22 protein-coding genes are annotated in these 22157 nt (G+C 71.2%); 6 read left to right on the forward strand and 16 right to left on the reverse strand.

The features are described 5' to 3' along the window. Nucleotides 1-5 precede the first annotated feature (5 nt). The gene (locus OC490_RS40730) at nt 6-2534 is read right to left on the reverse strand and encodes an ATP-dependent Clp protease ATP-binding subunit (RefSeq protein WP_262063089.1); all 2529 of its coding nucleotides are present in this window, start codon (nt 2532-2534) and stop codon (nt 6-8) included. Between the two features lie 442 nt (nt 2535-2976). Between OC490_RS40730 and OC490_RS40735 the strand changes: the two genes are divergently transcribed. After that, the gene (locus tag OC490_RS40735; RefSeq protein WP_262063090.1) at nt 2977-3636 is read left to right on the forward strand and encodes an SCO3374 family protein; all 660 of its coding nucleotides are present in this window, start codon (nt 2977-2979) and stop codon (nt 3634-3636) included. On the opposite strand, the gene OC490_RS40740 is transcribed toward OC490_RS40735, so the two are convergent. The 10 genes from OC490_RS40740 to OC490_RS40785 all read right to left on the reverse strand — a co-directional run bounded on the left by OC490_RS40740 (nt 3615) and on the right by OC490_RS40785 (nt 11742). Beyond that, nucleotides 3615-3950 carry a histone-like nucleoid-structuring protein Lsr2 gene (locus OC490_RS40740; RefSeq protein ID WP_019075461.1) on the reverse strand — a complete coding sequence of 112 codons (336 nt, stop codon included), beginning with the start codon at nt 3948-3950 and terminating at the stop codon, nt 3615-3617. The two genes, OC490_RS40735 and OC490_RS40740, sit on opposite strands and share 22 nt — an antisense overlap. Before the next feature lie 224 nt (nt 3951-4174). Then, nucleotides 4175-4708 (reverse strand): amino-acid N-acetyltransferase, encoded by a 534-nt coding sequence (locus tag OC490_RS40745; RefSeq protein ID WP_200715432.1) that lies wholly within the window; start codon nt 4706-4708, stop codon nt 4175-4177. A gap of 9 nt (nt 4709-4717) precedes the next feature. Further along, on the reverse strand, nt 4718-5131 hold the full coding sequence (locus OC490_RS40750) for a BlaI/MecI/CopY family transcriptional regulator (protein WP_262063091.1): 414 nt from the start codon (nt 5129-5131) through the stop codon (nt 4718-4720). 121 nt (nt 5132-5252) lie between these two features. Continuing rightward, the gene (locus OC490_RS40755) at nt 5253-5432 is read right to left on the reverse strand and encodes a hypothetical protein (RefSeq protein WP_262063092.1); all 180 of its coding nucleotides are present in this window, start codon (nt 5430-5432) and stop codon (nt 5253-5255) included. 48 nt (nt 5433-5480) lie between these two features. After that, nucleotides 5481-6128, reverse strand: a complete 648-nt coding sequence (locus OC490_RS40760; RefSeq protein WP_262063164.1) for a hypothetical protein — start codon at nt 6126-6128, stop codon at nt 5481-5483. Between the two features lie 191 nt (nt 6129-6319). Further along, nucleotides 6320-7117, reverse strand: a complete 798-nt coding sequence (locus OC490_RS40765) for a type III pantothenate kinase (RefSeq protein ID WP_043685374.1) — start codon at nt 7115-7117, stop codon at nt 6320-6322. Between the two features lie 2 nt (nt 7118-7119). Then, nucleotides 7120-8097: a carboxylating nicotinate-nucleotide diphosphorylase gene (gene nadC, locus OC490_RS40770; protein WP_262063093.1), complete on the reverse strand. Its 978-nt coding sequence runs from the start codon at nt 8095-8097 to the stop codon at nt 7120-7122. 5 nt (nt 8098-8102) lie between these two features. After that, nucleotides 8103-9821: an L-aspartate oxidase gene (locus tag OC490_RS40775; protein WP_262063094.1), complete on the reverse strand. Its 1719-nt coding sequence runs from the start codon at nt 9819-9821 to the stop codon at nt 8103-8105. Next, entirely contained in the window at nt 9818-10825 is a 1008-nt protein-coding gene (gene panC, locus OC490_RS40780) for a pantoate--beta-alanine ligase (RefSeq protein ID WP_262063095.1), read from the reverse strand. The genes OC490_RS40775 and panC overlap by 4 nt, the downstream gene beginning before the upstream one ends. Next, on the reverse strand, nt 10822-11742 hold the full coding sequence (locus OC490_RS40785) for a Rossmann-like and DUF2520 domain-containing protein (protein ID WP_262063096.1): 921 nt from the start codon (nt 11740-11742) through the stop codon (nt 10822-10824). Before OC490_RS40785 ends, panC begins: the two co-directional genes overlap by 4 nt. A 184-nt stretch (nt 11743-11926) precedes the next feature. Here OC490_RS40785 and OC490_RS40790 point away from each other — a divergent pair, with 184 nt between their 5' ends. After that, the gene (locus OC490_RS40790; protein WP_262063097.1) at nt 11927-13123 is read left to right on the forward strand and encodes a threonine aldolase family protein; all 1197 of its coding nucleotides are present in this window, start codon (nt 11927-11929) and stop codon (nt 13121-13123) included. Nucleotides 13124-13155: 32 nt separating this feature from the next. On the opposite strand, the gene OC490_RS40795 is transcribed toward OC490_RS40790, so the two are convergent. Beyond that, entirely contained in the window at nt 13156-13371 is a 216-nt protein-coding gene (locus tag OC490_RS40795) for a hypothetical protein (protein ID WP_262063098.1), read from the reverse strand. Between the two features lie 98 nt (nt 13372-13469). Between OC490_RS40795 and OC490_RS40800 the strand changes: the two genes are divergently transcribed. Next, a complete protein-coding gene (locus OC490_RS40800; protein ID WP_262063099.1) occupies nt 13470-14579 on the forward strand; it encodes a DUF5937 family protein in 1110 nt (369 codons plus the stop codon). A 16-nt stretch (nt 14580-14595) separates the two neighbouring features. Here OC490_RS40800 and OC490_RS40805 read toward each other — a convergent pair whose 3' ends face one another. Further along, a complete protein-coding gene (locus tag OC490_RS40805) occupies nt 14596-15267 on the reverse strand; it encodes a response regulator (RefSeq protein ID WP_262063100.1) in 672 nt (223 codons plus the stop codon). A 116-nt stretch (nt 15268-15383) separates the two neighbouring features. Continuing rightward, nucleotides 15384-16589, reverse strand: a complete 1206-nt coding sequence (locus tag OC490_RS40810) for a sensor histidine kinase (protein ID WP_262063101.1) — start codon at nt 16587-16589, stop codon at nt 15384-15386. 118 nt (nt 16590-16707) lie between these two features. Between OC490_RS40810 and OC490_RS40815 the strand changes: the two genes are divergently transcribed. After that, on the forward strand, nt 16708-17727 hold the full coding sequence (locus tag OC490_RS40815; protein ID WP_262063102.1) for an SAM-dependent methyltransferase: 1020 nt from the start codon (nt 16708-16710) through the stop codon (nt 17725-17727). Nucleotides 17728-17734: 7 nt separating this feature from the next. On the opposite strand, the gene OC490_RS40820 is transcribed toward OC490_RS40815, so the two are convergent. Beyond that, nucleotides 17735-18886, reverse strand: a complete 1152-nt coding sequence (locus OC490_RS40820; protein WP_262063103.1) for an NADH-quinone oxidoreductase subunit D — start codon at nt 18884-18886, stop codon at nt 17735-17737. Nucleotides 18887-18917: 31 nt separating this feature from the next. Between OC490_RS40820 and OC490_RS40825 the strand changes: the two genes are divergently transcribed. Together OC490_RS40825 and OC490_RS40830 are read left to right on the forward strand one after the other, a co-directional pair. Then, nucleotides 18918-19418 (forward strand): PH domain-containing protein, encoded by a 501-nt coding sequence (locus tag OC490_RS40825; protein WP_262063104.1) that lies wholly within the window; start codon nt 18918-18920, stop codon nt 19416-19418. Beyond that, nucleotides 19415-20770: a PH domain-containing protein gene (locus tag OC490_RS40830; RefSeq protein ID WP_262063105.1), complete on the forward strand. Its 1356-nt coding sequence runs from the start codon at nt 19415-19417 to the stop codon at nt 20768-20770. Before OC490_RS40825 ends, OC490_RS40830 begins: the two co-directional genes overlap by 4 nt. Before the next feature lie 44 nt (nt 20771-20814). On the opposite strand, the gene OC490_RS40835 is transcribed toward OC490_RS40830, so the two are convergent. After that, complete coding sequence (locus tag OC490_RS40835) at nt 20815-22104, reverse strand: hypothetical protein (RefSeq protein ID WP_262063106.1); 1290 nt, start codon at nt 22102-22104, stop codon at nt 20815-20817. Nucleotides 22105-22157 lie beyond the last annotated feature (53 nt).

Here is a 22157-nt window from a genome sequence, read left to right on the forward strand (position 1 = left end):
AAGCCTTACGCCTCCTTGCTCAGATTCGGACCCGCGCCACCAGCAGCGGCATCCTCGATCGGCGGGACGTCCGGCAGTGCCGACTTCTCCTCACCCCGGAAGGTGAAGGTCTTGGTCTCGCCCTCGCCCTCGACGTCCACGACCACGATGTGACCGGGACGCAGCTCGCCGAAGAGGATCTTCTCCGAGAGCGTGTCCTCGATCTCGCGCTGGATCGTGCGACGCAGCGGACGCGCGCCCAGCACCGGGTCGTAACCCTTCTTGGAGAGGAGCTCCTTGGCGGCCTGGGAGAGCTCGATGCCCATGTCCCGGTCCTTGAGGCGCTCGTCCACCTTGCCGATCATCAGGTCGACGATCTTGAGGATGTCCTCCTGGGTGAGCTGCGGGAAGACGACGACGTCGTCCACGCGGTTGAGGAACTCGGGGCGGAAGTGCTGCTTGAGCTCGTCCGAGACCTTGTTCTTCATGCGCTCGTAGTTGGACTTCGTGTCACCCGTGGCCGCGAAGCCCAGGTTGAAGCCCTTCGAGATGTCCCGCGTGCCGAGGTTGGTCGTCATGATGATGACCGTGTTCTTGAAGTCCACGACCCGGCCCTGGGAGTCGGTCAGGCGACCGTCCTCCAGGATCTGCAGCAGCGAGTTGAAGATGTCCGGGTGGGCCTTCTCGACCTCGTCGAAGAGGACGACCGAGAACGGCTTGCGGCGGACCTTCTCCGTCAACTGGCCGCCCTCTTCGTAGCCCACGTATCCGGGGGGCGAACCGAAGAGACGCGACACCGTGTGCTTCTCGCTGAACTCCGACATGTCGAGGGAGATCAGCGCGTCCTCGTCACCGAAGAGGAACTCGGCGAGCGCCTTGGACAGCTCCGTCTTACCGACACCGGACGGGCCGGCGAAGATGAACGAACCACCGGGACGCTTCGGGTCCTTGAGGCCCGCACGCGTACGACGGATCGCCTTCGAGAGCGCCTTGACGGCGTCCTTCTGGCCGATGACCCGCTTGTGGAGCTCGTCCTCCATGCGCAGCAGACGCGAGGACTCCTCCTCGGTCAGCTTGAAGACCGGGATGCCGGTGGCGGTCGCGAGGACCTCGGCGATCAGCTCGCCGTCGACCTCGGCGACGACGTCCATGTCGCCGGCCTTCCACTCCTTCTCCCGCTTGGCCTTGGCGGCCAGGAGCTGCTTCTCCTTGTCGCGGAGGGAGGCGGCCTTCTCGAAGTCCTGCGAGTCGATCGCGGACTCCTTGTCGCGGCGGACGCCGGCGATCTTCTCGTCGAACTCGCGCAGGTCCGGCGGCGCAGTCATCCGGCGGATGCGCATCCGGGAACCGGCCTCGTCGATCAGGTCGATCGCCTTGTCCGGCAGGAAGCGGTCCGAGATGTACCGGTCGGCCAGCGTGGCGGCCTGCACGAGCGCCTCGTCCGTGATGGAGACACGGTGGTGCGCCTCGTAGCGGTCGCGCAGACCCTTGAGGATCTCGATGGTGTGCGGCAGGGACGGTTCCGCGACCTGGATGGGCTGGAAGCGGCGCTCGAGAGCGGCGTCCTTCTCCAGGTGCTTGCGGTACTCGTCCAGCGTGGTGGCGCCGATGGTCTGCAGCTCACCGCGGGCCAGCATCGGCTTCAGGATCGAAGCGGCGTCGATGGCGCCCTCGGCGGCACCCGCACCGACCAGCGTGTGCAGCTCGTCGATGAACAGGATGATGTCGCCGCGGGTGCGGATCTCCTTGAGGACCTTCTTCAGGCGCTCCTCGAAGTCACCGCGGTAACGGGAGCCGGCGACCAGCGCGCCGAGGTCCAGGGTGTAGAGGTGCTTGTCCTTGAGGGTCTCGGGCACCTCGCCCTTGACGATGGCCTGGGCGAGGCCCTCGACGACGGCGGTCTTGCCGACGCCGGGCTCACCGATCAGGACCGGGTTGTTCTTCGTACGACGGGACAGCACCTGCATGACCCGCTCGATCTCCTTCTCGCGCCCGATGACCGGGTCGAGCTTGGACTCACGAGCGGCCTGGGTGAGGTTCCGGCCGAACTGGTCGAGGACCAGGGACGTCGAGGGGGTGCCCTCCGCAGGGCCGCCGGCGGTGGCGGTCTCCTTGCCCTGGTAACCGGAGAGCAGCTGGATCACCTGCTGCCGCACACGGTTGAGATCAGCGCCCAGCTTGACCAGGACCTGGGCGGCGACGCCCTCGCCCTCACGGATCAGGCCGAGCAGGATGTGCTCCGTGCCGATGTAGTTGTGGCCCAGCTGAAGGGCCTCGCGGAGCGACAGCTCCAGGACCTTCTTGGCACGGGGAGTGAAGGGGATGTGACCGGACGGCGCCTGCTGGCCCTGTCCGATGATCTCCTCAACCTGCTGGCGGACCGCCTCAAGCGAAATGCCGAGGCTCTCCAGGGCCTTTGCGGCGACACCCTCACCCTCGTGGATGAGACCCAGGAGGATGTGCTCGGTGCCGATGTAGTTGTGGTTGAGCATCCGGGCTTCTTCCTGAGCCAGGACGACAACCCGCCGCGCGCGGTCGGTGAACCTCTCGAACATCGTTAATCGCTCCTCAGAGCGGTCAGGCAGTAAGGGGACGCTCCCCTCCCTGTCCTTCCGCAGCTTAGTCCCGCAAGCGGGGACCGCTCATTCCAACTGCCGACACCGGACCGAGAACCAACACTGCCTCCTGAACCGTAACGCCGACATCTGCTCCAACCTGATGGTGCGAGACGATGTTCCCGCAGGCCAGGCAGTTACCCTCACCATGAGTACGCCGATGGCGAACGTGAGACGCCCTTTTCTGCGTGTCGCCCCCTCCCACTAGGGATTGTCTTACCCGTACGGACCGACACTCCATGCCGAGCGCACCGGTTCCCTCCGCTACGGGCGAACAACCCTTGCGCGGTCCGGCGCCCCGAACGCCCCCTTTTCCAGGACCCTGCGCAATCACCTGACCACCCAGCGTAACTCCCGGGCCGGTTCGGCGGTTGCACTTGGCATGGTTGGCACAGTCCCCCCGGTCACCACGGTCCCCTCCCCCCGTCGCCCGCTCGATCCGGACGACCGGCGGCGGCACTGGTACGAGAACGAACTCGGGTGGCGGACGGTGCCCGGAGAGCCGCTGCGGCTCGTCACGGGGCTGCGTTTCGACGTCCTGGACGTGCCGGTCGAGGCCGGCGTCGCGGCGCTGTGGCGGCTGGGGCCGGACTCTCCGGTGGCCGTACGGGGCGACCGGATGCGGCTGCTGGTGGCCGCGGGCAGCGCGGAGGAGCTGCCGGGGCTGCTGGACTGGCTGGAGTGGGGCGCTCTGGCGTCGGCGCTGGATCTGGTGGCGCTGGGCGACGGCGGGCACATGGAGGCGCCGCCGGTTCCTGGCGCGGGGCCCGTGAAAGTGCCACCGCTCTCTGGCGCGGGGCCCGCGAAGGGGCACCCCGGGAAGTCGCTTCCCGCGGGTCGCCCGGATCCCTTGCAGGGGGCCGCCGTATGGCTGCGGCCCCCCGAGCCGGGATGCGAGGTCGAGGCCTCGCTGCCGACGCTGTCGGCCCTGGGGGGCGCTGGGGGCGCCCCTGATCTCGTACGACTGGTGGACACGGTGGCCACACAGTGCCACCGGGTCCGGCTGCGGCGCTCGTGCGCTCAGCCGTTGGCCTTCTCGTAGGCCTCGCGAATGGACGCGGGAACACGGCCGCGGTCGTTGACCTCGTAACCGTTCTCCTTGGCCCACGCGCGAATCTGCGCCGTGTCCTGGCTGCCACCGGTAGCGGCGCGCGCCTTTCCACGACCACCCGAAGCACGGCCGCCGGTACGGCGTCCGCCCTTCACGTAAGCGTCGAGAAGACCACGGAGCTTGTCCGCATTCGCGGTGGTGAGATCGATCTCGTACGTCTTGCCGTCCAGTGCGAACGTCACCGTCTCGTCCGCCTCGCCGCCGTCGAGGTCGTCGACAAGAAGGACCTGAACCTTCTGTGCCACCGGATTTCCTTTCATCGATAACTTGCGGGCCTGGGGTCTGCGGCGTCCGCCGTTTCGCCGTCCCCTGTTATATGCAGTACTGCAGTACGTCGGAAAGCAAACCGCTTTTGCTGGAAAAACACAAACCCCTGGGAGAGACCGAGTGACCTCCCCGGTCCGGAAAGATGCGCGTTTCGGACATAGGGAACCTGGGCAGGGCCTCCGGGCCGAATTGAGCGCAGCGATCACAGATGCAGAAGCATCCGACTGTTGCCCAAGGTGTTCGGTTTCACTCGTTCGAGACCCAGGAACTCCGCCACGCCCTCGTCATAGGAACGCAACAGCTCCGCGTAGACATCGGTGTCAACAGGTGTCTCACCGATCTCCACGAAGCCGTGCTTGGAGAAGAAGTCCACTTCGAAGGTGAGACAGAAAACGCGACGAACGCCTAGCCAACGGGCCGTGTGCAGCAACTTCTCCAGCAACTGATGACCTACACCGGCACCCTTCAACCCGGGCTTCACGGCGAGAGTACGGACTTCCGCGAGGTCTTCCCACATGACGTGCAGTGCGCCGCAGCCGACGACCTCGGCGTTGTCGTCGCGTTCGGCGACCCAGAACTCCTGTATGTCCTCGTAAAGAGTCACGGTCGCTTTGTCGAGCAGGATGCGACCGCGAACGTAGGCGTCAAGGAGTCGGCGCACCGCCGGGACATCACCGGTCCGGGCCCGCCGGACGGTGATGGCTTTCGCGGTGACTTCTGGGTGCTCTGCTGACATGAGCGGACGCTATCGCCCGCCGCCGGAGGGCGGGGAGCCGGGGTTCTCGACGCGATCCGCGGGTTCGGGTGTTTCCGGTCCCTGGACGATGCGTACGGCGCTGCGCAGGGCCTCACGCTGTTCGTCGCTCATCATCCCGAAGAAGGCGACGAGAGCGGCTGCGGGGTTGTCGCTCTGGGACCAGGCGTCGTTCATCAGGGCCGCCGAGTAGGCCGCCCGCGTGGAGACCGCCTCATATCGATACGCCCGGCCTTCCGCCTCGCGACGCACCCAGCCCTTCTGATGGAGATTGTCCAAAACGGTCATCACCGTGGTGTACGCGATCGACCGTTCCTGCTGAAGGTCTTCCAGGACTTCTCGAACGGTCACCGGACGGTTCCACTTCCACACCCGCGTCATGACCGAGTCTTCGAGTTCTCCCAATGGGCGAGGCACAGCTCAGAACCATAGTGGAAAAGGCACAAAAAGGGCGTACGACTCGGAAAGCACGCGCATGCGTGAGGGAGTCGTACGCCCTTGAAGGCGCCGCCGAAAAGGCGGGGGGTCAGGCTTCGGTGGTCGGAGAGGCCTGGCGGGCACTCTCCGCGCGCGCGATGGCGGCGTCGACGGCCGCGTCCTCCTTGGCCTTCATGGCCCCGCCCTGGGTCTTCACGATGACCCGGATCAGTCCGATGAAGAACACGGCCATGACGACCGGGGGCACGAGCGCGGAGACATAGTCCATGTCCTCCAGAGTAGCCACGGGCCCTGGAGGGGACGGGGCGGGGTCGGTTCAGCCGGCGGCGAGCTGCTGCGGCGGGTTCGCCGGGGGCGGTGCCGGTTTGCGCCGGGGGAAGACCTCGCCCGGGGTGGGGATCGGCCGGGACGGCTTCGGGGCCGCGGGCGCGGGTGTGGGCGCCGGCCGCTCCACGGGCTTGCGTACGGGCTCCTTGGCGTCCTCCCCGGCCGGATGCCCGGCCGTCACGGAAAGGCCGCCGGAGCGGCCTCCGGGGAGCGCCAGGAGGCGGGTGCGGGACGCGGGGACGGTCGGGGCGGGGCGGGCGGTCGTACGGCGGGCGAGGCGGGCGCGTACGTCCTGTTCGGCGAGCGTGAGGCAGCGGTCGAGGAGGGCTGCGGCGGCCGGGTTCCCGCGCAGCGCACGCAGCGCGGAGAGGTCGTCGACGTCCGGGCGGTACCCGGCGCCGAGCGCCTCCTCCAGGAGCGTGAGGTAGCCGGCGGTGGTGCCGGGCAGGGCGGCGCGGTACCGGGCGAGGTCGGCGACCAGGAAGGCGCGCAGCCGGACCCCCTCGCATACCGCTTCGTCGAGGGATTCGGCGAGCCGTAGACAGTCCTTGACGTCCTCGGCGGAGGCGGTTCGGGGCTGGAGGGCGAGGGCGAGGGCGCGACGGAGCACACGCAGCTCCTCCGCACCGAACGCCATGCCGCCGCGGGATCCGTATGGCGTGGGCATGCGGCGACGATACGCGCTAATCAGACAAATTCGACATAGGGGGCGGGTGTGGCGCGGAGGTTTCCGCAGCGGCTGCCGTCGGTGCGGCGGCATCTCGTGGGCACGCGCGCGTGCGACACCGCCCTGCGCCGGGAGGTCTCGTCCCGGCGCAGGGCACCGGCTCACATCCGCGACACGTTCCGCTCGTAGACCAGCCGCAGGCCGATCAGGGTCAGCCAGGGCTCGTGCTCGTCGATCACCGACGCCTCGCCCAGGACCATCGGGGCGAGGCCGCCGGTCGCGATCACCGTCACGTCCTCCGGGTCGTCGGCCAGCTCCTTGGCCATCCGGGTGACGACTCCGTCGACCTGTCCTGCGAACCCGTAGACGATGCCCGACTGCATCGCCTCGACGGTGTTCTTGCCGATCACGCTGCGCGGCCGGGCCACCTCGATCTTGCGCAGCTGGGCGCCCTTGACGCCGAGCGCCTCGACCGAGATCTCGATACCGGGGGCGATGACACCGCCGACGTACTCCCCGCGCGCGGAGACCGCGTCGAACGTGGTCGCCGTACCGAAGTCGACGACGATCGCGGGGCCGCCGTAGAGCTCGACCGCGGCGACCGCGTTGATGATGCGGTCCGCGCCGACCTCCTTGGGGTTGTCGGTCAGGATCGGCACGCCCGTCTTGACGCCGGGCTCGACGAGGACTGCGGGCACGTCTCCGTAGTAGCGGCGCGTCACCTCGCGCAGCTCGTGCAGGACGGACGGCACGGTGGCGCAGATCGCGATGCCGTCGATGCCGTCGCCCAGTTCCTCTCCGAGGAGCGGGTGCATGCCCATCAGGCCCTGGAGGAGGACGGCGAGTTCGTCGGCGGTGCGGCGCGCGTCCGTGGAGATGCGCCAGTGCTCGATGATCTCTTCGCCGTCGAACAGGCCCAGAACGGTGTGGGTGTTGCCCACGTCGATCGTGAGGAGCATGACTACTGCGCCTCACGGAGGTCGAGGCCGATGTCCAGGATCGGCGCGGAGTGGGTCAGGGCGCCCACGGAGAGGTAGTCCACCCCGGTGTCGGCGTACGCCTTGGCGTTGTCCAGGGTGAGCCGTCCCGACGCCTCCAGGGCGGCGCGACCGTGGACGATGCCGACGGCCTCCGCGCACTCGCCGGGCGTGAAGTTGTCGAGCAGGATCAGGTCGGCGCCGGCGTCCAGGACCTCGCGGAGCTGGTGCAGGGTGTCGACCTCGACCTCGATCGCCACGTCCGGGAAGGCCTCCCGTACGGCCTTGAAGGCCTGGGCGACGCCGCCCGCGGCGACCACGTGGTTGTCCTTGACGAGGGCCGCGTCCGACAGGGACATGCGGTGGTTGACACCGCCGCCGCAGCGGACCGCGTACTTCTCCAGGGAGCGCAGTCCGGGCGTCGTCTTGCGGGTGTCGCGGACCTTCGCCTTCGTGCCCTCCAGGGCGTCCGCCCACGCGCGCGTGGCGGTCGCGATGCCGGAGAGGCGGCACAAGAGGTTGAGCGCGCTGCGCTCGGCGGTCAGCAGGTCACGCGTGCGCGTGGTGACCGACAGGAGCTTCTGCCCGGCCTCCACGCGGTCGCCGTCCTCCGCGTGCCGCTCGACCTCGAACTCGTCGGTGCAGACCACGGAGATCACCGCTTCGGCGACCCTGAGGCCCGCCACGACACCGGCCTCGCGCGCGGTGAAGTCGGCGGTGGCGACGGCCTCTTCGGGGATGGTCGCCAGGGTCGTCACGTCGACACCGCCGTCGAGGTCCTCCTGGACGGCGACGTTGGCGATGTCCTCGACCTCCACGGGATCGAGGCCCGCGTCGGCCAGGAGCTCGGCGAGCGCGGGGTCCAGGCCGCACTCCAGGTACTCCGCGTCGGCGCCCGCGCCACAGGCACAGCCGTCGCCGCAGCCGCCGCTGTCGGCGAGGGGAAGGTCGGGGGTGCTCACTTCTGTCACTGCTCCTGGGGACGGTGCTGCCGGGTCGGGGGGAAGTCTGCGGTGTCCGTGGTGTGCACGGCCAGCGTGCGGTCGGGATTCAGCCGTACGACGATGTGGCGGCGCCAGGCGCTGTCGTCGCGCTCGGCGTGGTCCTCGCGCCAGTGGCAACCGCGGGTCTCCTCGCGCAGGGCGGCGGCGGTGACCAGAGCGCGGGCCACGCACAGGAGGTTGGTGGCCTCCCAGGTGTCGACGCCGGGCTCGGCGGTCTTGCCGTTCTCGTCGAGCGCGTCACGGGCGTCGGTGTGCAGCTGCTGGAGCTGTCCGGCGGCCCTGGCGAGGGAGTCCGCTGAGCGCAGGACGCCTGCGCCCTCGGTCATGATCCGCTGGATCGCGAAGCGGGCCTCGGGGGCGAGCAGCGGGTGCGCGGGCTTCTGGGGGTGCGGGACCGGTTCGGGCACGCGCGCGTGGAGGGCGTTCCCCGCCTGGCTCGCGGTGATGTCGGCGACGATGCGCTCGGCGTAGACGAGGCCTTCGAGGAGGGAGTTGGAGGCGAGCCGGTTCGCGCCGTGCACTCCGGTGCAGGCGACCTCGCCGCACGCGTAGAGGCCGGGGACGGTCGTACGGCCCCGGGAGTCGGTGCGGACGCCGCCGGAGGCGTAGTGGGCGGCCGGGGCGACCGGAACGGGCTCGGTGACCGGGTCGATGCCGTGGCTGCGGCAGGCGGCGAGGATCGTCGGGAAGCGGTGCTCCCACATGTCGGCGCCGAAGTGCCGGGCGTCGAGGAACATGTGCTCGGCGTCCTGCTCCAGCATGCGCCGCGTGATGCCCTTGGCGACGATGTCCCGGGGCGCGAGCTCGGCCAGTTCGTGCTGGCCCACCATGAAGCGCACGCCGTCGGCGTCGACCACGTGGGCGCCCTCGCCGCGCACCGCCTCGGAGACGAGGGGCTGCTGGCCCTCCGCGTCGGCACCGAGGAACAGCACGGTCGGGTGGAACTGCACGAACTCCAGGTCGGAGACCTCGGCACCCGCGCGGAGCGCGAGGGCGACCCCGTCGCCGGTCGACACGGACGGGTTGGTGGTCGCCGAGAAGACCTGCCCCATGCCGCCCGTCGCGAGGACCACGGCGGGCGCGTGCACGGCGCCCACACCGTCGTGCTGCCCCTCGCCCATGACGTGCAGGCTCACGCCCGCCGTACGGCCCTCGGCGTCCGTCAGGAGGTCCAGTACGAGCGCGTTCTCGATCGTGCGCAGCCCACGCGCGTGCACGGCCTCGACGAGCGCCCGGGAGACCTCCGCACCGGTCGCGTCGCCGCCCGCGTGTGCGATGCGGCGCCGGTGGTGACCGCCTTCGCGGGCCAGCTCCAGTCCTCCTTCGGAGGACTCGTCGAAGTGGGCACCGGTCTCGATGAGGCGGCGTACCGCGTCGGGGCCTTCGGTGACGAGGATCCGGACGGCTTCCTCGTCGCACAGGCCGGCGCCCGCCACCAGGGTGTCGTCCAGGTGCTGTTCGGGGGTGTCGCCCTCCCCCAGGGCGGCGGCGATGCCGCCCTGGGCCCAACGGGTGGAGCCGTCGTCGAGGCGGGCCTTGGTGACGACGACCGCCCGCAGACCCGCCGCCTCGCAGCGCAGGGCCGCGGTCAGACCGGCCACTCCGGAGCCGACGACCACGACGTCCGCGTCGATGGACCATCCGGGGGCGGGTGCGTGCAGTCGTATGCCTGTGCTGGTCACGAGGCGGCTCCGAGGGTTCCGAAAGCGAGTGGGATGTTGTCGATCAGCCGGGTCGTCCCGACCCGGGCGGCGACGGCGAGGACGGCCTCGCCGGTGAAGTCCTCGTCCACGTCGGTGAAGTCGGACGGGTCGACCAGGGCGAGGTAGTCCAGGGCGAGCGGCGGGTCGAGGCGGGCCGCGGCGTCGAGGACCAGGCGGGCGGCGGCGCGGATGGACGCCGGACCGCCGGGGCCGGGGGCGGCCTTGGCGACGGCGTGGGCGTCGGCCGCCGCGCGGGACTCCCCTATGGCGCTGAGCGCCTCGGCACGCGCGTGCGTGGCGGGCACCTCGCGGGCCCGCGCGCGCAGCGCCTCCTGGGCCGCGTGCCGGTCGCGGCCGGCGAACAGGGCCTGGGAGAGGGCGAGCGCGGTGCGCCTCTCCTGGGGGGACAGATAGCGGTTGCGGCTGGACAGGGCCAGGCCGTCGGCCTCGCGCACGGTCGGCACGCCGACGATGTCCGGGCCGAAGTTCAGGTCGCGCACCATGCGGCGGATCAGGGCGAGTTGCTGGGCGTCCTTCTGGCCGAACAGGGCGGTGTCGGGGCGGGTGAGGTGCAGCAGCTTGCCGACGACGGTGAGCATGCCGTCGAAGTGGCCGGGGCGGACCGCGCCCTCCAGGCGTGTGCCCATGGGGCCCGCCGAGATGCGGACCTGGGGTTCGCCGCCCGGGTAGACCTCGTCCACGGAGGGGGCGAACACGACGTCGGCACCCGCCTGTTCGGCGATCTTGAGGTCGGCGTCCAGGGTGCGCGGGTAGCGGTCGAGGTCCTCGCCCGCGCCGAACTGCAGCGGGTTCACGAAGACGGTGACCACGACCTCGCCGTCCGGTCCGACGAGTTCGCGCGCGGTGCGGACCAGGGTGGCGTGGCCCTCGTGCAGGGCGCCCATCGTCATCACGACGGCGCGGCGGCCCGCACGCGTGCGTGCGTGCAGTTCGTCGGCGGTGCGCAGCAGGGCGGTGGTCATCCGGCATCTCCCTCGGTGCCGTTGGCGAGTACCCCGAGGAGGTCCTCGGCGAGTTCCGGCTTGAGCAGCCCGTGGGCCAGGGCCCGGTCGGCGGTCGCGCGGGCCATCGCCAGATAGCCGGCGACGGTCTGCGGGGCGTGCTTGCGCAACTCGGTGACGTGCGCGGCGACGGTGCCCGCGTCCCCGCGCGCGACGGGGCCGGTCAGGGCCGCGTCGCCGGAGCGCAGGGCGTTGTCCAGGGCGGCGCCCAGCAGCGGGCCGAGCATCCGGTCGGGGGCCTCGACGCCGGCCGTGCGCAGCAGCTCCATGGACTCGGCGACCAGGGTGACCAGGTGGTTGGCGCCCAGGGCGAGGGCCGCGTGGTAGAGCGGGCGGTTCTCCTCGGCGATCCACTCGGGCTCGCCGCCCATCTCGATGACCAGTGCCTCGGCGGCCAGCCGGAGTTCCTCGGGCGCGGTGACCCCGAAGGAGCATCCGGCGAGCCGCTGGACGTCCACAGGAGTGCCCGTGAAGGTCATCGCGGGGTGCAGGGCCAACGGCAGCGCGCCGACGCGCAGAGCGGGGTCCAGGACCTTCGCGCCGTACCGCCCGGAGGTGTGCACGAGGAGCTGCCCGGGGCGTACGGCCCCGGTCTCCGCAAGGCCCTCCACGAGGCCGGGCAGGGCGTCGTCCGGGACGGTGAGCAGCACCAGGTCGGAGCGCTCCAGGACCTGGGCGGGCGTGAGCACCGGCACCTCGGGGAGCATCAGCGCGGCCCGTCGCCTGGAGGCGTCGGAGACCCCGGAGACGGCCACCGGGCGGTGCCCGGCCAGCTGGAGGGACGCGGCCAGTACGGGGCCCACCCGGCCGGCGCCGACGACGCCGACGGCGAGCCGCGCGGGGCGGTCCTTGGGCTCTGGCTGTTGGAATGTACTCACGCGAGTGCGGCCTTCCCGTTCCAGTCCGCTCCGGGTACCGGACGATTTCTCGTCATGTTAACGCGATCGGTTCGGGAGGCGTCCGGTTGTCCACAGGCTGTGGGTTGTCGCACACCCCGGAGGACCGGAGAGCCGGCGGAAACCCGGATGCTCGCACACACGTGCGCCAGGCATCATCCGGAGCATGAGCGATGCGGCGGAGCAGAGTGACCAAAAGGCAGAGTCGGCAACCGATGAGCAACGGAACCTGGAGCACCGTAGACGGCGTATCGCCGCGAACCGGAGCGCCGAGCGGTCCCTCGCGCACCTCGGGTTCCTGGACCCCCTCCGGGAGCGGCTCGCCTTCGTGCAGGAGGCGGCCGAGCTGTACGACCTGGACGAGGCGTCGGACATGTACGGCACCGAAGTCGTCGAAACCCTGGAGAAGCGGGTCGCCGAACTGCTCGGCAAGGAGGCCGCGGCCTTCTTCCCCACGGGCACGATGGCGCAACAGGTGGCCCTGCGCTGCTGGGCGGGTCGTACCGGCTTCCAGACAGTCGCCGTGCACCCGCTGGCCCACCCCGAAGTGCACGAACGGAACGCCTTCAGCCAGGTCAGCGGCTTGCGCCCGGTCCATGTGACGAGCGAGCCCCGGCAGCCGACCGCCGACGAGGTGCACGACTTCCCGGAGCCCTTCGGGGCGCTGATGCTCGAACTGCCCCTCCGGGACGCCGGCTTCGTCCTGCCCTCCTGGGAGGAGCTCTCCGCCCTCGTCGACGCCGCGCACGAACGCGACGCGGTGGTCCACTTCGACGGCGCCCGCCTGTGGGAGTCCACCTCCCACTTCGGCCGCCCGCTCGACGAGATCGCGGGCCTGGCGGACAGCGTCTACGTGTCGTTCTACAAGTCCCTCGACGCCCTCGGCGGCGCCGCGCTCGCCGGCCCGAAGACCCTGATCGACGAGGCGAGGACCTGGCGGCACCGCTACGGAGGCATGGTCTTCCAGCAGTTCCCCACCGTCCTGACGGCACTCGCGGGCCTGGACCGGGAGCTGCCCCGGCTGCCCGCGTACGTGGCCCACGCGCGCGTGGTCGCCGAGGCGCTGCGCGAGGGGTTCGCCACTGCCGGGGTGCCGTGGACGCGCGTCCATCCCGAGCAGCCGCACACGCACGACTTCCAGGTCTGGCTGCCGTACGACCGCGACGCCGTCACGGAGGCCGCGATCCGGCAGGCGGAGGAGACCAAGACCGCTCTGTTCGCCAATCCCTGGGACTCGAAGGGTCCGGGGCTGGCCGTCACGGAGGTCTGCGTACGGGCCGCCGCCCTGGAGTGGACGGCCGAGGACGTGAAGGCGGCGGTCGCGGACTTCGTGGTCCGTCTGAGGGAGGAGACCGGGGGCTGACAGGCGTCAGGGAGTGAGATGGGTGACGGGCGTCAGCAGGTGGGGCGGGCCTGTCGGTGCAGCCATCGGCCCAGGGTCTCCCGCAGCCGGCCGCGGGCCGGACGTTCCGCGACGACCGCGCGGAACCGCCAGTAGCCGTGCAGCTCGCGCGCGGTGCGCCAGTCGTGGGCACCGGGTGGGGGCGGCAGGACCTCGCCGAGCCGCCGGGCGCGGTAGGTGTCCAGGAAGTACTGCTGGGTGACGCTCATGTCTCCAGGCTGCGCCGCCGCCCGGCGGCTGTCGCGCCGATTGACGGGCGCCGTCAATCGAGGGTGGCGTTGTCAGTGGCGGGGTGCACGATGGGGACATGAGCGTGCACATCGACATCACGGGGCTGCGGCAGGAGCAGGTCGTCTTCGCGCCCTCACCCCTGGGCGAGCTGTGCATGGCGCTGCACGCGATGTCCGAGCCCGGTCACCATCCCGGCCTCCAGGGGTGGGTGACCGGCGTCACCGCCCGGCTCGACCCGCATCTGGCCGACAGGATGTGCGAGGCGGACTTCCTGTGGCGGTCGACGTTCTCCGACCTGTTCCTGCCGTACGCGGGCATCCCCGGCCGCAGCACACTCCCCGGGGCGACCCTCGCCGAGGAGCTGGACCTGGTGGACAAGCTGACGGACGAGCAGTTCGTGGACGCGGCGCTGGAGTTCACCACCTGCACGCTCACCTACAGCACCGGCGGACCCGGCCCGCTCTCGGACACCACGATCAGGCTGCACGCCCTGGAGCAGGCCGCGACCCGCGGTCCGCGTCAACTGGCGTTCACCGAGCGGCTGTTGGCCGACCCGCCGCGGACCAGGGCCTGGCTGCGGCAGTTCCTGGAGGACTGCGACGAGGCGTTCTTCGCGGAGACCTGGTCCCGGATGCAGCACCAGCTCGCGGCCGACGCCCGCCACAAGACGGACCTCCTGCGGCACAAGGGCCTGGCGGAGGCACTGACGTCGATATCCACCGCCGTGACGCTCGACGAGAGCGCCACCCGCATCACGGTCGACAAGCTCGGCAACGGCCGTACGGCGACCCAGGACGGCGGCCTCCTCCTGGTTCCCACCAGCCTGGGCTGGCCGCATCTGACGGTCCTGTACCGCTACGGCTGGCAGCCCGTCGTGCACTACCCCGTCGGGTCGCCCAAGCTCGCCGCGCCGACCTCCCTGGAGCAGCTGACCCTGCGGATGACCGCCCTGTCCCACCCGGTCCGCATGCGCCTGTGCCGCAGCCTGGCCCGCACCGCGTTCACCACCAGCGAGCTGACCCAGGTGCACGGCATGACCGCCCCCGAGATATCCCGCCACCTCGGCGTCCTGAAGAGGGCCGGCCTGATCACCACCCGCCGCCGCGGTCGCTACGTCCTGCACCAGCTGGACGTCACGATGGTGGCCCGCCTGGGCAGCGACTTCCTGGAGGGCATCCTCAGGTAGCCGCGGTCACCGTGCCTCAGCCGTGCCCGCCGGCCCGCACCAGCCCCGTCTCGTACGCCAGGACGACCACCTGGACCCGGTCCCGCAGCCCGAGCTTGGTCAGGATGCGGCCGACATGGGTCTTCACGGTCGCCTCGGACAGCACCAGGTGGGCCGCGATCTCACCGTTGGACAGCCCCTGGGCGACCAGGATCATGACCTCGCGCTCGCGCTCGGTGAGCCGCTCCAGCTCCTTGTGCTGCGGCTCCTTGCCGGCGGAGGGCAGCATCGGGGCGAAGCGGTCCAGGAGTCGGCGGGTCGTCGAGGGCGCCACCACCGCGTCCCCGCTGTGCACGGAGCGGATCGCGGTGAGGAGTTCACCGGGCGGCACGTCCTTGAGCATGAACCCGGAGGCGCCGGCCTTCAGCCCGGAGAAGGCGTACTCGTCCAGGTCGAAGGTGGTCAGGATCAGCACCTTGGGCGGGTTCTCGCCCTGGCAGATGCGGCGGGTGGTCTCCACCCCGTCCAGCTTCGGCATACGGACGTCCATCAGCACCACGTCGACCGCGGTCGCGGCCAGCACCTGAAGGGCCTCGACACCGTCGCCCGCCTCCGCGACGACCTCCATGTCCGGCTGGGCGGCGAGCACCATCCGGAAACCGGTGCGCAGCAGCACCTGGTCGTCGACGAGCATCACGCGGATCGTCATCGGGTCCTCTTCCGTTCCGTCAGCAGGATCGTTCAACAATTCATTCAACAGGTTGAGGCCGTGCAACAGGTCGTTCAACAATTCCTTACAGGTGTCAGTACTCGGCGTACGAAAGATCAGTGGGCGGGTTTCAGCGGCAGCAGGGCGCTGATGCGGAACCCGCCGCCCGGGCGCGGGCCCGCGTCCAGGGTGCCCCCGACCATGCCGACCCGCTCGCGCATACCGATCAGACCATGCCCCTGACCGTCGGCGCCGCCCTCCTCGTACAGCTCGTGCGGGGCGCCCTTGCCGTCGTCCTCGACGAGCAGCCCCAGACCGTCGTCGAAGTACACCAGCCGCACGCTGGCGCCCGTGTTCGGCCCCCCGTGCTTGCGGGTGTTGGTGAGCGCCTCCTGCACGATCCGGTACGCCGTCAGCTCGACGCCGCTGGGCAGCGGGCGCGGGGTGCCCTCGACCTTGAAGTCGACGGGCAGTCCGGACGTACGGCACTGCTCGACCAGGTCGTCGATCTGCTCGACGTCCGGCTGCGGAACGTACTCGCCGGCCTCCTTGTGCTCGCCCGTGCGCAGCACTCCCAGCAGGCGGCGCATCTCGGCGAGGGCCTGGCGGCCGGTGGAGGAGATCGTCTCCAGGGCCTTCTTCGCCTGGTCCGGCGCGGAGTCCAGGACGTAGGCGGCGCCGTCGGCCTGGACCACCATCACCGACACGTTGTGCGCGACCACGTCGTGCAGCTCGCGCGCGATCCGGGCGCGCTCGGCGGCGACCGCGACCTTCGCCTGGGCCTCGCGCTCCTTCTCCAGCCGGGCGGCCCGCTCCTCCAGCTGCGCGAAGTACGCGCGCCGGGTGCGCATCGAGTCGCCCAGCACCCAGGCCAGCGCGAACGGCACCGTCTGGAAGACCGCGATCGCGACCAGCCCGGCGGAACTGGTGTGCTCCTGGGGCCAGCGGATCTGCGACAGGGTCGCCGCGACCAGACCGGTGACCAGGGCGAAGCGGGAGGCCCAGCGGGCCCCGATCGCGGCGACCGTGTAGACGATCACCAGCATGGCGAAGTCGGCCACCACGGGCTCGATGTCGAGGACCAGCTGCGCGAGCCCCGTCGCCAGGATCAGGACGAGCATCTTCTCCGGCCAGCGGCGGCGCAGTGCGATCGGCACACACATGACGGCGGACACCGCCAGCGCGCCCGGGGCCGTCCCGTGCCGGCCCGACTCGTAGCTGGTACTCGCGATGCTCACGCCGCTCAGCCCCAGCAGGAAGACAGCCCAGAAGGTGTCGACCCATGTCGGGTGTCTGCGGAGGAAGTCGTAGAGGCGCTGCACGTAACCCAGCGTAGGGAAGCGGGAAGTGTGCGGGGGTCAACCGGAGGATCGATCCGTATACGCCCGGCGTACTCCCCAAGGTGGAGGCCCGGTTGTCCTGTGCACTTAATCTGGCTCCGTGACGGACGACACTGCGGCCGGCTGGCGCGGTTGGCGGGCGGCGGCCGAGGAGGCGCTGTACGGGCCCGAGGGGTTCTACCGGAGGCCCGAGGGGCCCGCCGGGCACTTCCGTACGTCCGTGCACGCGTCGGCGCTCTTCGCCGGGGCCGTGGCACGGCTGCTGTGCCGGGTGGACGAGGCGCTGGACCGGCCGGCCGCGCTGGACCTCGTGGACCTTGGCGCGGGCCGCGGCGAGCTGGTGACCGGCGTGCTCGCCGCGCTGCCCGCCGAAGTGGCGGCACGCGTGCGTGCCTACGGCGTCGAGATCGCCGACCGCCCCGAGGGACTGGATCCCCGCGTCGAGTGGCTGAGCGACTCCCCGAAGGGGATCACCGGGTTGCTCTTCGCCAACGAGTGGCTGGACAACGTGCCGGCGGAGGTGGCCGAGGTGGACTCGGCCGACCTGCCGCGGCTCGTGCTCGTACGGGAGGACGGGACCGAGCGGCTCGGGGAGCCGGTCGCCTCTGCGGAGGCCGAGTGGCTCGCGCGGTGGTGGCCCCTGGCGCCCGAGGAGGGGCTGCGCGCCGAGATCGGGCTCCCCAGGGACACGGCCTGGGCGTCCGCCACCGCCACCGTCGACCGGGGACTCGCGGTCGCCGTCGACTACGCGCACACCGTCGACACCCGCCCCCCGTTCGGCACGCTCACCGGCTTCCGCGAGGGCCGCGAGACGGCACCCGTGCCGGACGGCTCCTGCGACATCACCGCGCATGTCGCGCTGGACGCCTGCGCGACGGCCGCGGCTTCAGCGGGCGCGCTCCCCGGCGCACGCCTGCTCACCCAACGCGCCGCCCTGCGCGCCCTCGGCATCACAGGCACGCGCCCCCCGCTCGCGCTGGCGTCCACCGACCCGGCGGGGTACATCCGCGCCCTCGCGAGCGCCGGAGAAGCCGCCGAACTCACCGCACCGGGCGGCCTGGGCGACTTCGGCTGGCTCGTGCATTCGGTTGGAATTCCGGACCCGCTGGACGAGCCGTAAAACGCCCCTACTTGTCGATGTCCCCGACCACGAAGAACAACGACCCGAGAATCGCCACCATGTCCGCCACCAGCGTTCCCGGCAGCAGCACCGCGAGCGCCTGGATGTTGTTGTAGGACGCCGAGCGCAGCTTCAGCCGGTACGGGGTCTTCTCGCCCTTGCTGACGAGGTAGTAGCCGTTGATGCCGAGCGGGTTCTCGGTCCACGCGTACGTGTGTCCCTCGGGCGCCTTGAGGACCTTCGGGAGCCGCTGGTTGATCGGCCCCGGCTCCAGCTCGGCGAGCCGGTCGAGACAGGCGTCCGCGAGGTCGAGCGCGTTGTGGGTCTGCTCCAGAAGCACTTCGAAGCGGGCGAGACAGTCGCCCTCCTGGCGCGTGACGACCTTGAGGGTGTCCTGGAGCTCGCCGTACGCGAGATACGGCTCGTCGCGCCGCAGGTCGAAGTCGACGCCCGAGGCGCGCGCGATGGGCCCGCTCACTCCGTAGGCGTGCACGGCCTCCGCGGACAGCGCGCCGACTCCCCGGGTGCGCCCACGGAAGATCTCGTTGCCGAGCACCAGGTCGTCGAAGCGGTCCATCCGGGAGCGCACGGCGGCGACTGCTTCACGCGCGCGGGAGGCCCATCCGGCGGGCAGGTCCTCCTTGAGGCCGCCGACGCGGTTGAACATGTAGTGCATACGCCCGCCGGAGACCTCCTCCATGACGTTCTGGAGGACCTCGCGCTCCCGGAACGCGTAGAACACCGGGGTGATACCGCCCAGTTCCAGGGGGTAGGACCCCAGGAACATCAGGTGGTTGAGCACCCGGTTCAGCTCGGCGAGCAGGGTGCGCGTCCACACCGCGCGCGGGGGCACCTCCATGCCGAGCATGCGCTCCACCGCGAGGACGACGCCCAGCTCGTTCGAGAACGCCGACAGCCAGTCGTGGCGGTTGGCGAGCATGATGATCTGGCGGTAGTCGCGCGCCTCGAAGAGCTTCTCGGCGCCGCGGTGCATATAGCCGATCACCGGCTCCGCGTGCTGGATGCGCTCGCCGTCCAGCACGAGCCGCAGCCGCAGCACTCCGTGCGTGGAGGGGTGCTGGGGGCCGATGTTGAGCACCATGTCGGTGCTCTCCGCGGCGCCGCCGATCCCGACCGTGGTCTCCGTCGTGGGAGTCATGGACACAGTCTCTCGTACGTACGCTTGCGCCATGGAAACGGGGACTGCCGCTCAGGACGACGCGGCGCGCGAGCCGGTGTGGACCGGGCTGCCGCCGGGGCTGCTGAAGATGCGACGGATGCTGCTGGTGGTGTGGCTGGGGGTGCTGGCCATGGCCCTGGGAGTGCCGCTGGGCCTGTTGGCCGGCCCGGGGTGGGCGGCGTTCGCGCTGCTGCCGCTCGGCGTCATGGCGTGGGGCTGGGTGGTCCTGGGCCGCAACTGGCGCTCCTGGCGGTACGCCGAGCGCGCCGACGACCTGCTGATCAGCAAGGGCGTGCTGTGGCACCACGAGACGATCGTGCCCTACGGGCGGATGCAGCTCGTGGAGGTGACCTCGGGGCCCGTGGAGCGGCATTTCGGGCTCGCGAGCGTGCAGCTGCACACGGCCGCCGCGGCGACCGACGCGACCATCCCGGGCCTCGACCCGGCCGAGGCCGAACGGCTGCGCGACCGGCTCACCGAGCTCGGCGAGGCCCGATCGGCGGGGCTGTGACGACGCCGGGCGCCGACAAGGACGTGCCCGGGGCCGCAGCGGTCGTACGGGAACAAGTGCCCGTGGTGGAGCGGCGGTTGCATCCGGTGACGCCGTTGCGCCGGGCGTGGGCGCCGGTCGCCGTCATCATCGGGTGGGCGGTCCACGACCCCAACCAGGCGCAGGAACAGCTGACCCGGCTGACCACCATCACCCTGCTGATCGCGCTGGCCGTGATCGTGCCGGCCGCCGGGCTGTACGGCTTCCTGACCTGGTGGTTCACCCACTTCGCGGTGACCGACACCGAACTGCGCATCCGTACCGGCCTGTTGTTCCGGCGCACCGCGCACATCCGGCTGGAGCGCATCCAGGCGGTCGACGTGACACAGCCGCTCCTCGCGCGCGTGGCGGGCGTCGCCAAGCTGAAGCTGGACGTCGTAGGGACGGACAAGAAGGACGAACTCGCCTTCCTCGGAGAGGGCGAGGCGCGGGCGCTGCGGGCCGAACTGCTCGCGCGGGCGGCCGGGTTCGCGCCCGAGACCGCCCACGAGGTGGGCGAGGCACCCTCCCAGCAACTGCTGCATGTGCCGGCCGGGGTCCTCGCGGTGTCCCTGGTGCTGACCGGCGCCACCTGGGGGTCGCTGGCCGCCGCACTCGTCGTACCGCCGCTGCTGTGGCTCGCCACCCACAGCGTGTGGACGGTCCTCGCGACCGCGCTGCCGCTGCTGGGCGCGGCGGGCGCGAGCAGTGTGGGGCGGTTCGTCGGCGAGTACGACTGGACGGTGGGCGAGTCCCCGGACGGGCTGCGCATCGACCACGGGCTGCTGGACCGCACGCACGAGACGGTGCCCCCGGGGCGGGTGCAGGCCGTGCGGATCGTGGAGCCGTTGCTGTGGCGGCGGCGCGGGTGGGTGCGGGTCGAACTGGACGTGGCCGGCTCGTCCAACTCCGTGCTGGTGCCGGTCGCGCCCCGCGAGATCGCCGAGTCGGTCGTCGCGCGCGTGCTGCCCGGTGTGACGGTGCCGTCGCGCCCGGAGCTGTCCCGGCCGCCGCGCAGGGCGGGTCGCTGCATGCCGCTGTGGTGGCGGGGCTACGGCCTCGCGGTCACCGACACGGTCTTCGTGGCCCGGCACGGGCTGCTGCGCCGCAGCACGGCGCTGGTGCCGCACGCGAAGGTGCAGAGCGTACGGCTCACGCAAGGGCCCTGGGCGCGGCTCTGGAGGCTTGCCGAGGTGCATGTGGACACCGGGGCCAACGCGACCGTGACAGCCCGTCTGCGGGACGCCGACGAGGCAGCGGAGCTGCTCCGTGCCCAGGCCGAACGCTCCCGGACGAGCCGCAGGGACGCCCGCCCGGACCGCTGGATGGCCTGACGGCCTGGTCCCCTGCCTTGGCCCGACGCCCGGTCAGGACCCGGTCAGGAGGCCGCGCTGCGCAGTCCGGGAAGGTTGATCTGCTCGGTCTCGTCGTGCGCCGTCAGGTCGATGACCTGGACCGCGCCGACACCCCGGGACCGCTCGTCGGCCGGCTTGAACTGCGCCTCGGCCTCCGCCTTGTGCACCGCCAGGGCCTCCTGGCCCACGACGTCGGCGAGATCCTCGTTCTGTACGGCGTCCATCTCGGCGGACGCCGCGCCCTTCTGCATGCCGAAGAAGTCGAACCCGCCCTCGATCGGCCGCCGTACGGGAGATGCCGGTACGACCGCCACCGCGGTCGGCACGGTGAAGTGGCCCGCCGGATGCGCGGGTTGGGCGGACTTTGCGGCCGGGGGGACGGCGGCCGCGTGCTCATGCCCGTCGACCGCCTCGGGCTTCCCCTCCGCCTCGTCCTCCTGCGCGGCCTCCGACTCGGCCGCGGGGCCGCCGGTGGCCTCCACCGGGGCGGGCTCGGCCGACGCGGAGTCGTCGTCCTTCGGCGCGGGCGCCGCGGACTCCGAGTCGTCGTCGAGGCGCACCAGCGCCGCCTGCGCCCGCAGGAACAGCTTGGACCCCTCCGGGGAGAACACCGGTGAAGCCGCCGGCTTCTTCTCCGCGACGGCCCCGGTCTCGGACTCCTCGTCGGCGTCCTCGGTCCCGTCGGTCTCGTCCTCGGCGTCCGTCCCGGACTCGACCGGGGCAGCCACAGCCTCGGTGTCGTCGGCATCGTCGTCCTGGAGATCCACGAGGTCCAGGTCCAGGTTCAGGTCCGCGTCCGCCGGGATCTCGGCGTCGCCGTCCTCCGGAACCGGCGGCAACGCGCGCGTGCCGGGTTCCGCGGCCTCTATCTCCAGCAGGCGGCGGCCCTCCAGGGCGCTGGCGCGCTCGGTCTCCGCCGTGGCGTACCGGCGCAGCAGCGCCGCGTGTTCGTTGCGCAGACCCGCGAGCTCCGTGCGCTTGGCGCGCAGCTTGTGCTCCAGCTTGACGCGCAGTTCGCGCGACTCGTCGAGGTCGGACTCAAGTTCGGCGAGCCGCTCCTCGTAGCGCCACTCGTCGCTCGTACGCGCGCGTACCAGGTCGGCGACCTGCTTGCCCGCCTGAGTGTCCCAGCGGCGCATGACGGCCGCCCCGACGAGCGCGGTCGCGGCGGCTATCGCGGCGACTATGCGCAGCGCGGCGGCTTGCGAGAAGACCCACGGCCCGAAGGCGCAGACGAGCGACACGCCTGCGATCGCCGAGGGAGGCAACAGCCGGTGCAACGGCGGGGAATGGCGGTGACGTCCACGTGGCATGGCCAGAAACTTACCGCGCGTAGGCGAATCATGGTGCCCCGCCCGGTAAAAAC

The sequence above is a fragment of the Streptomyces sp. STR69 genome (genome assembly GCF_024519455.1).
Lineage (GTDB): Bacteria > Actinomycetota > Actinomycetes > Streptomycetales > Streptomycetaceae > Streptomyces.

Coding starts and splice junctions, on each gene's coding strand:
- OC490_RS40730 (WP_262063089.1), bottom strand. CDS start 2,534: ATGTTCGAGAGGTTCACCGACCGCGCGCGGCGGGTTGTCGTCCTGGCT.
- OC490_RS40735 (WP_262063090.1), top strand. CDS start 2,977: ATGGTTGGCACAGTCCCCCCGGTCACCACGGTCCCCTCCCCCCGTCGC.
- OC490_RS40745 (WP_200715432.1), bottom strand. CDS start 4,708: ATGTCAGCAGAGCACCCAGAAGTCACCGCGAAAGCCATCACCGTCCGG.
- OC490_RS40755 (WP_262063092.1), bottom strand. CDS start 5,432: ATGGACTATGTCTCCGCGCTCGTGCCCCCGGTCGTCATGGCCGTGTTC.
- OC490_RS40760 (WP_262063164.1), bottom strand. CDS start 6,128: ATGGCGTTCGGTGCGGAGGAGCTGCGTGTGCTCCGTCGCGCCCTCGCC.
- OC490_RS40765 (WP_043685374.1), bottom strand. CDS start 7,117: ATGCTCCTCACGATCGACGTGGGCAACACCCACACCGTTCTGGGCCTG.
- panC (WP_262063095.1), bottom strand. CDS start 10,825: ATGACCACCGCCCTGCTGCGCACCGCCGACGAACTGCACGCACGCACG.
- OC490_RS40790 (WP_262063097.1), top strand. CDS start 11,927: ATGAGCGATGCGGCGGAGCAGAGTGACCAAAAGGCAGAGTCGGCAACC.
- OC490_RS40795 (WP_262063098.1), bottom strand. CDS start 13,371: ATGAGCGTCACCCAGCAGTACTTCCTGGACACCTACCGCGCCCGGCGG.
- OC490_RS40800 (WP_262063099.1), top strand. CDS start 13,470: ATGAGCGTGCACATCGACATCACGGGGCTGCGGCAGGAGCAGGTCGTC.
- OC490_RS40805 (WP_262063100.1), bottom strand. CDS start 15,267: ATGACGATCCGCGTGATGCTCGTCGACGACCAGGTGCTGCTGCGCACC.
- OC490_RS40820 (WP_262063103.1), bottom strand. CDS start 18,886: ATGACTCCCACGACGGAGACCACGGTCGGGATCGGCGGCGCCGCGGAG.
- OC490_RS40825 (WP_262063104.1), top strand. CDS start 18,918: ATGGAAACGGGGACTGCCGCTCAGGACGACGCGGCGCGCGAGCCGGTG.
- OC490_RS40835 (WP_262063106.1), bottom strand. CDS start 22,104: ATGCCACGTGGACGTCACCGCCATTCCCCGCCGTTGCACCGGCTGTTG.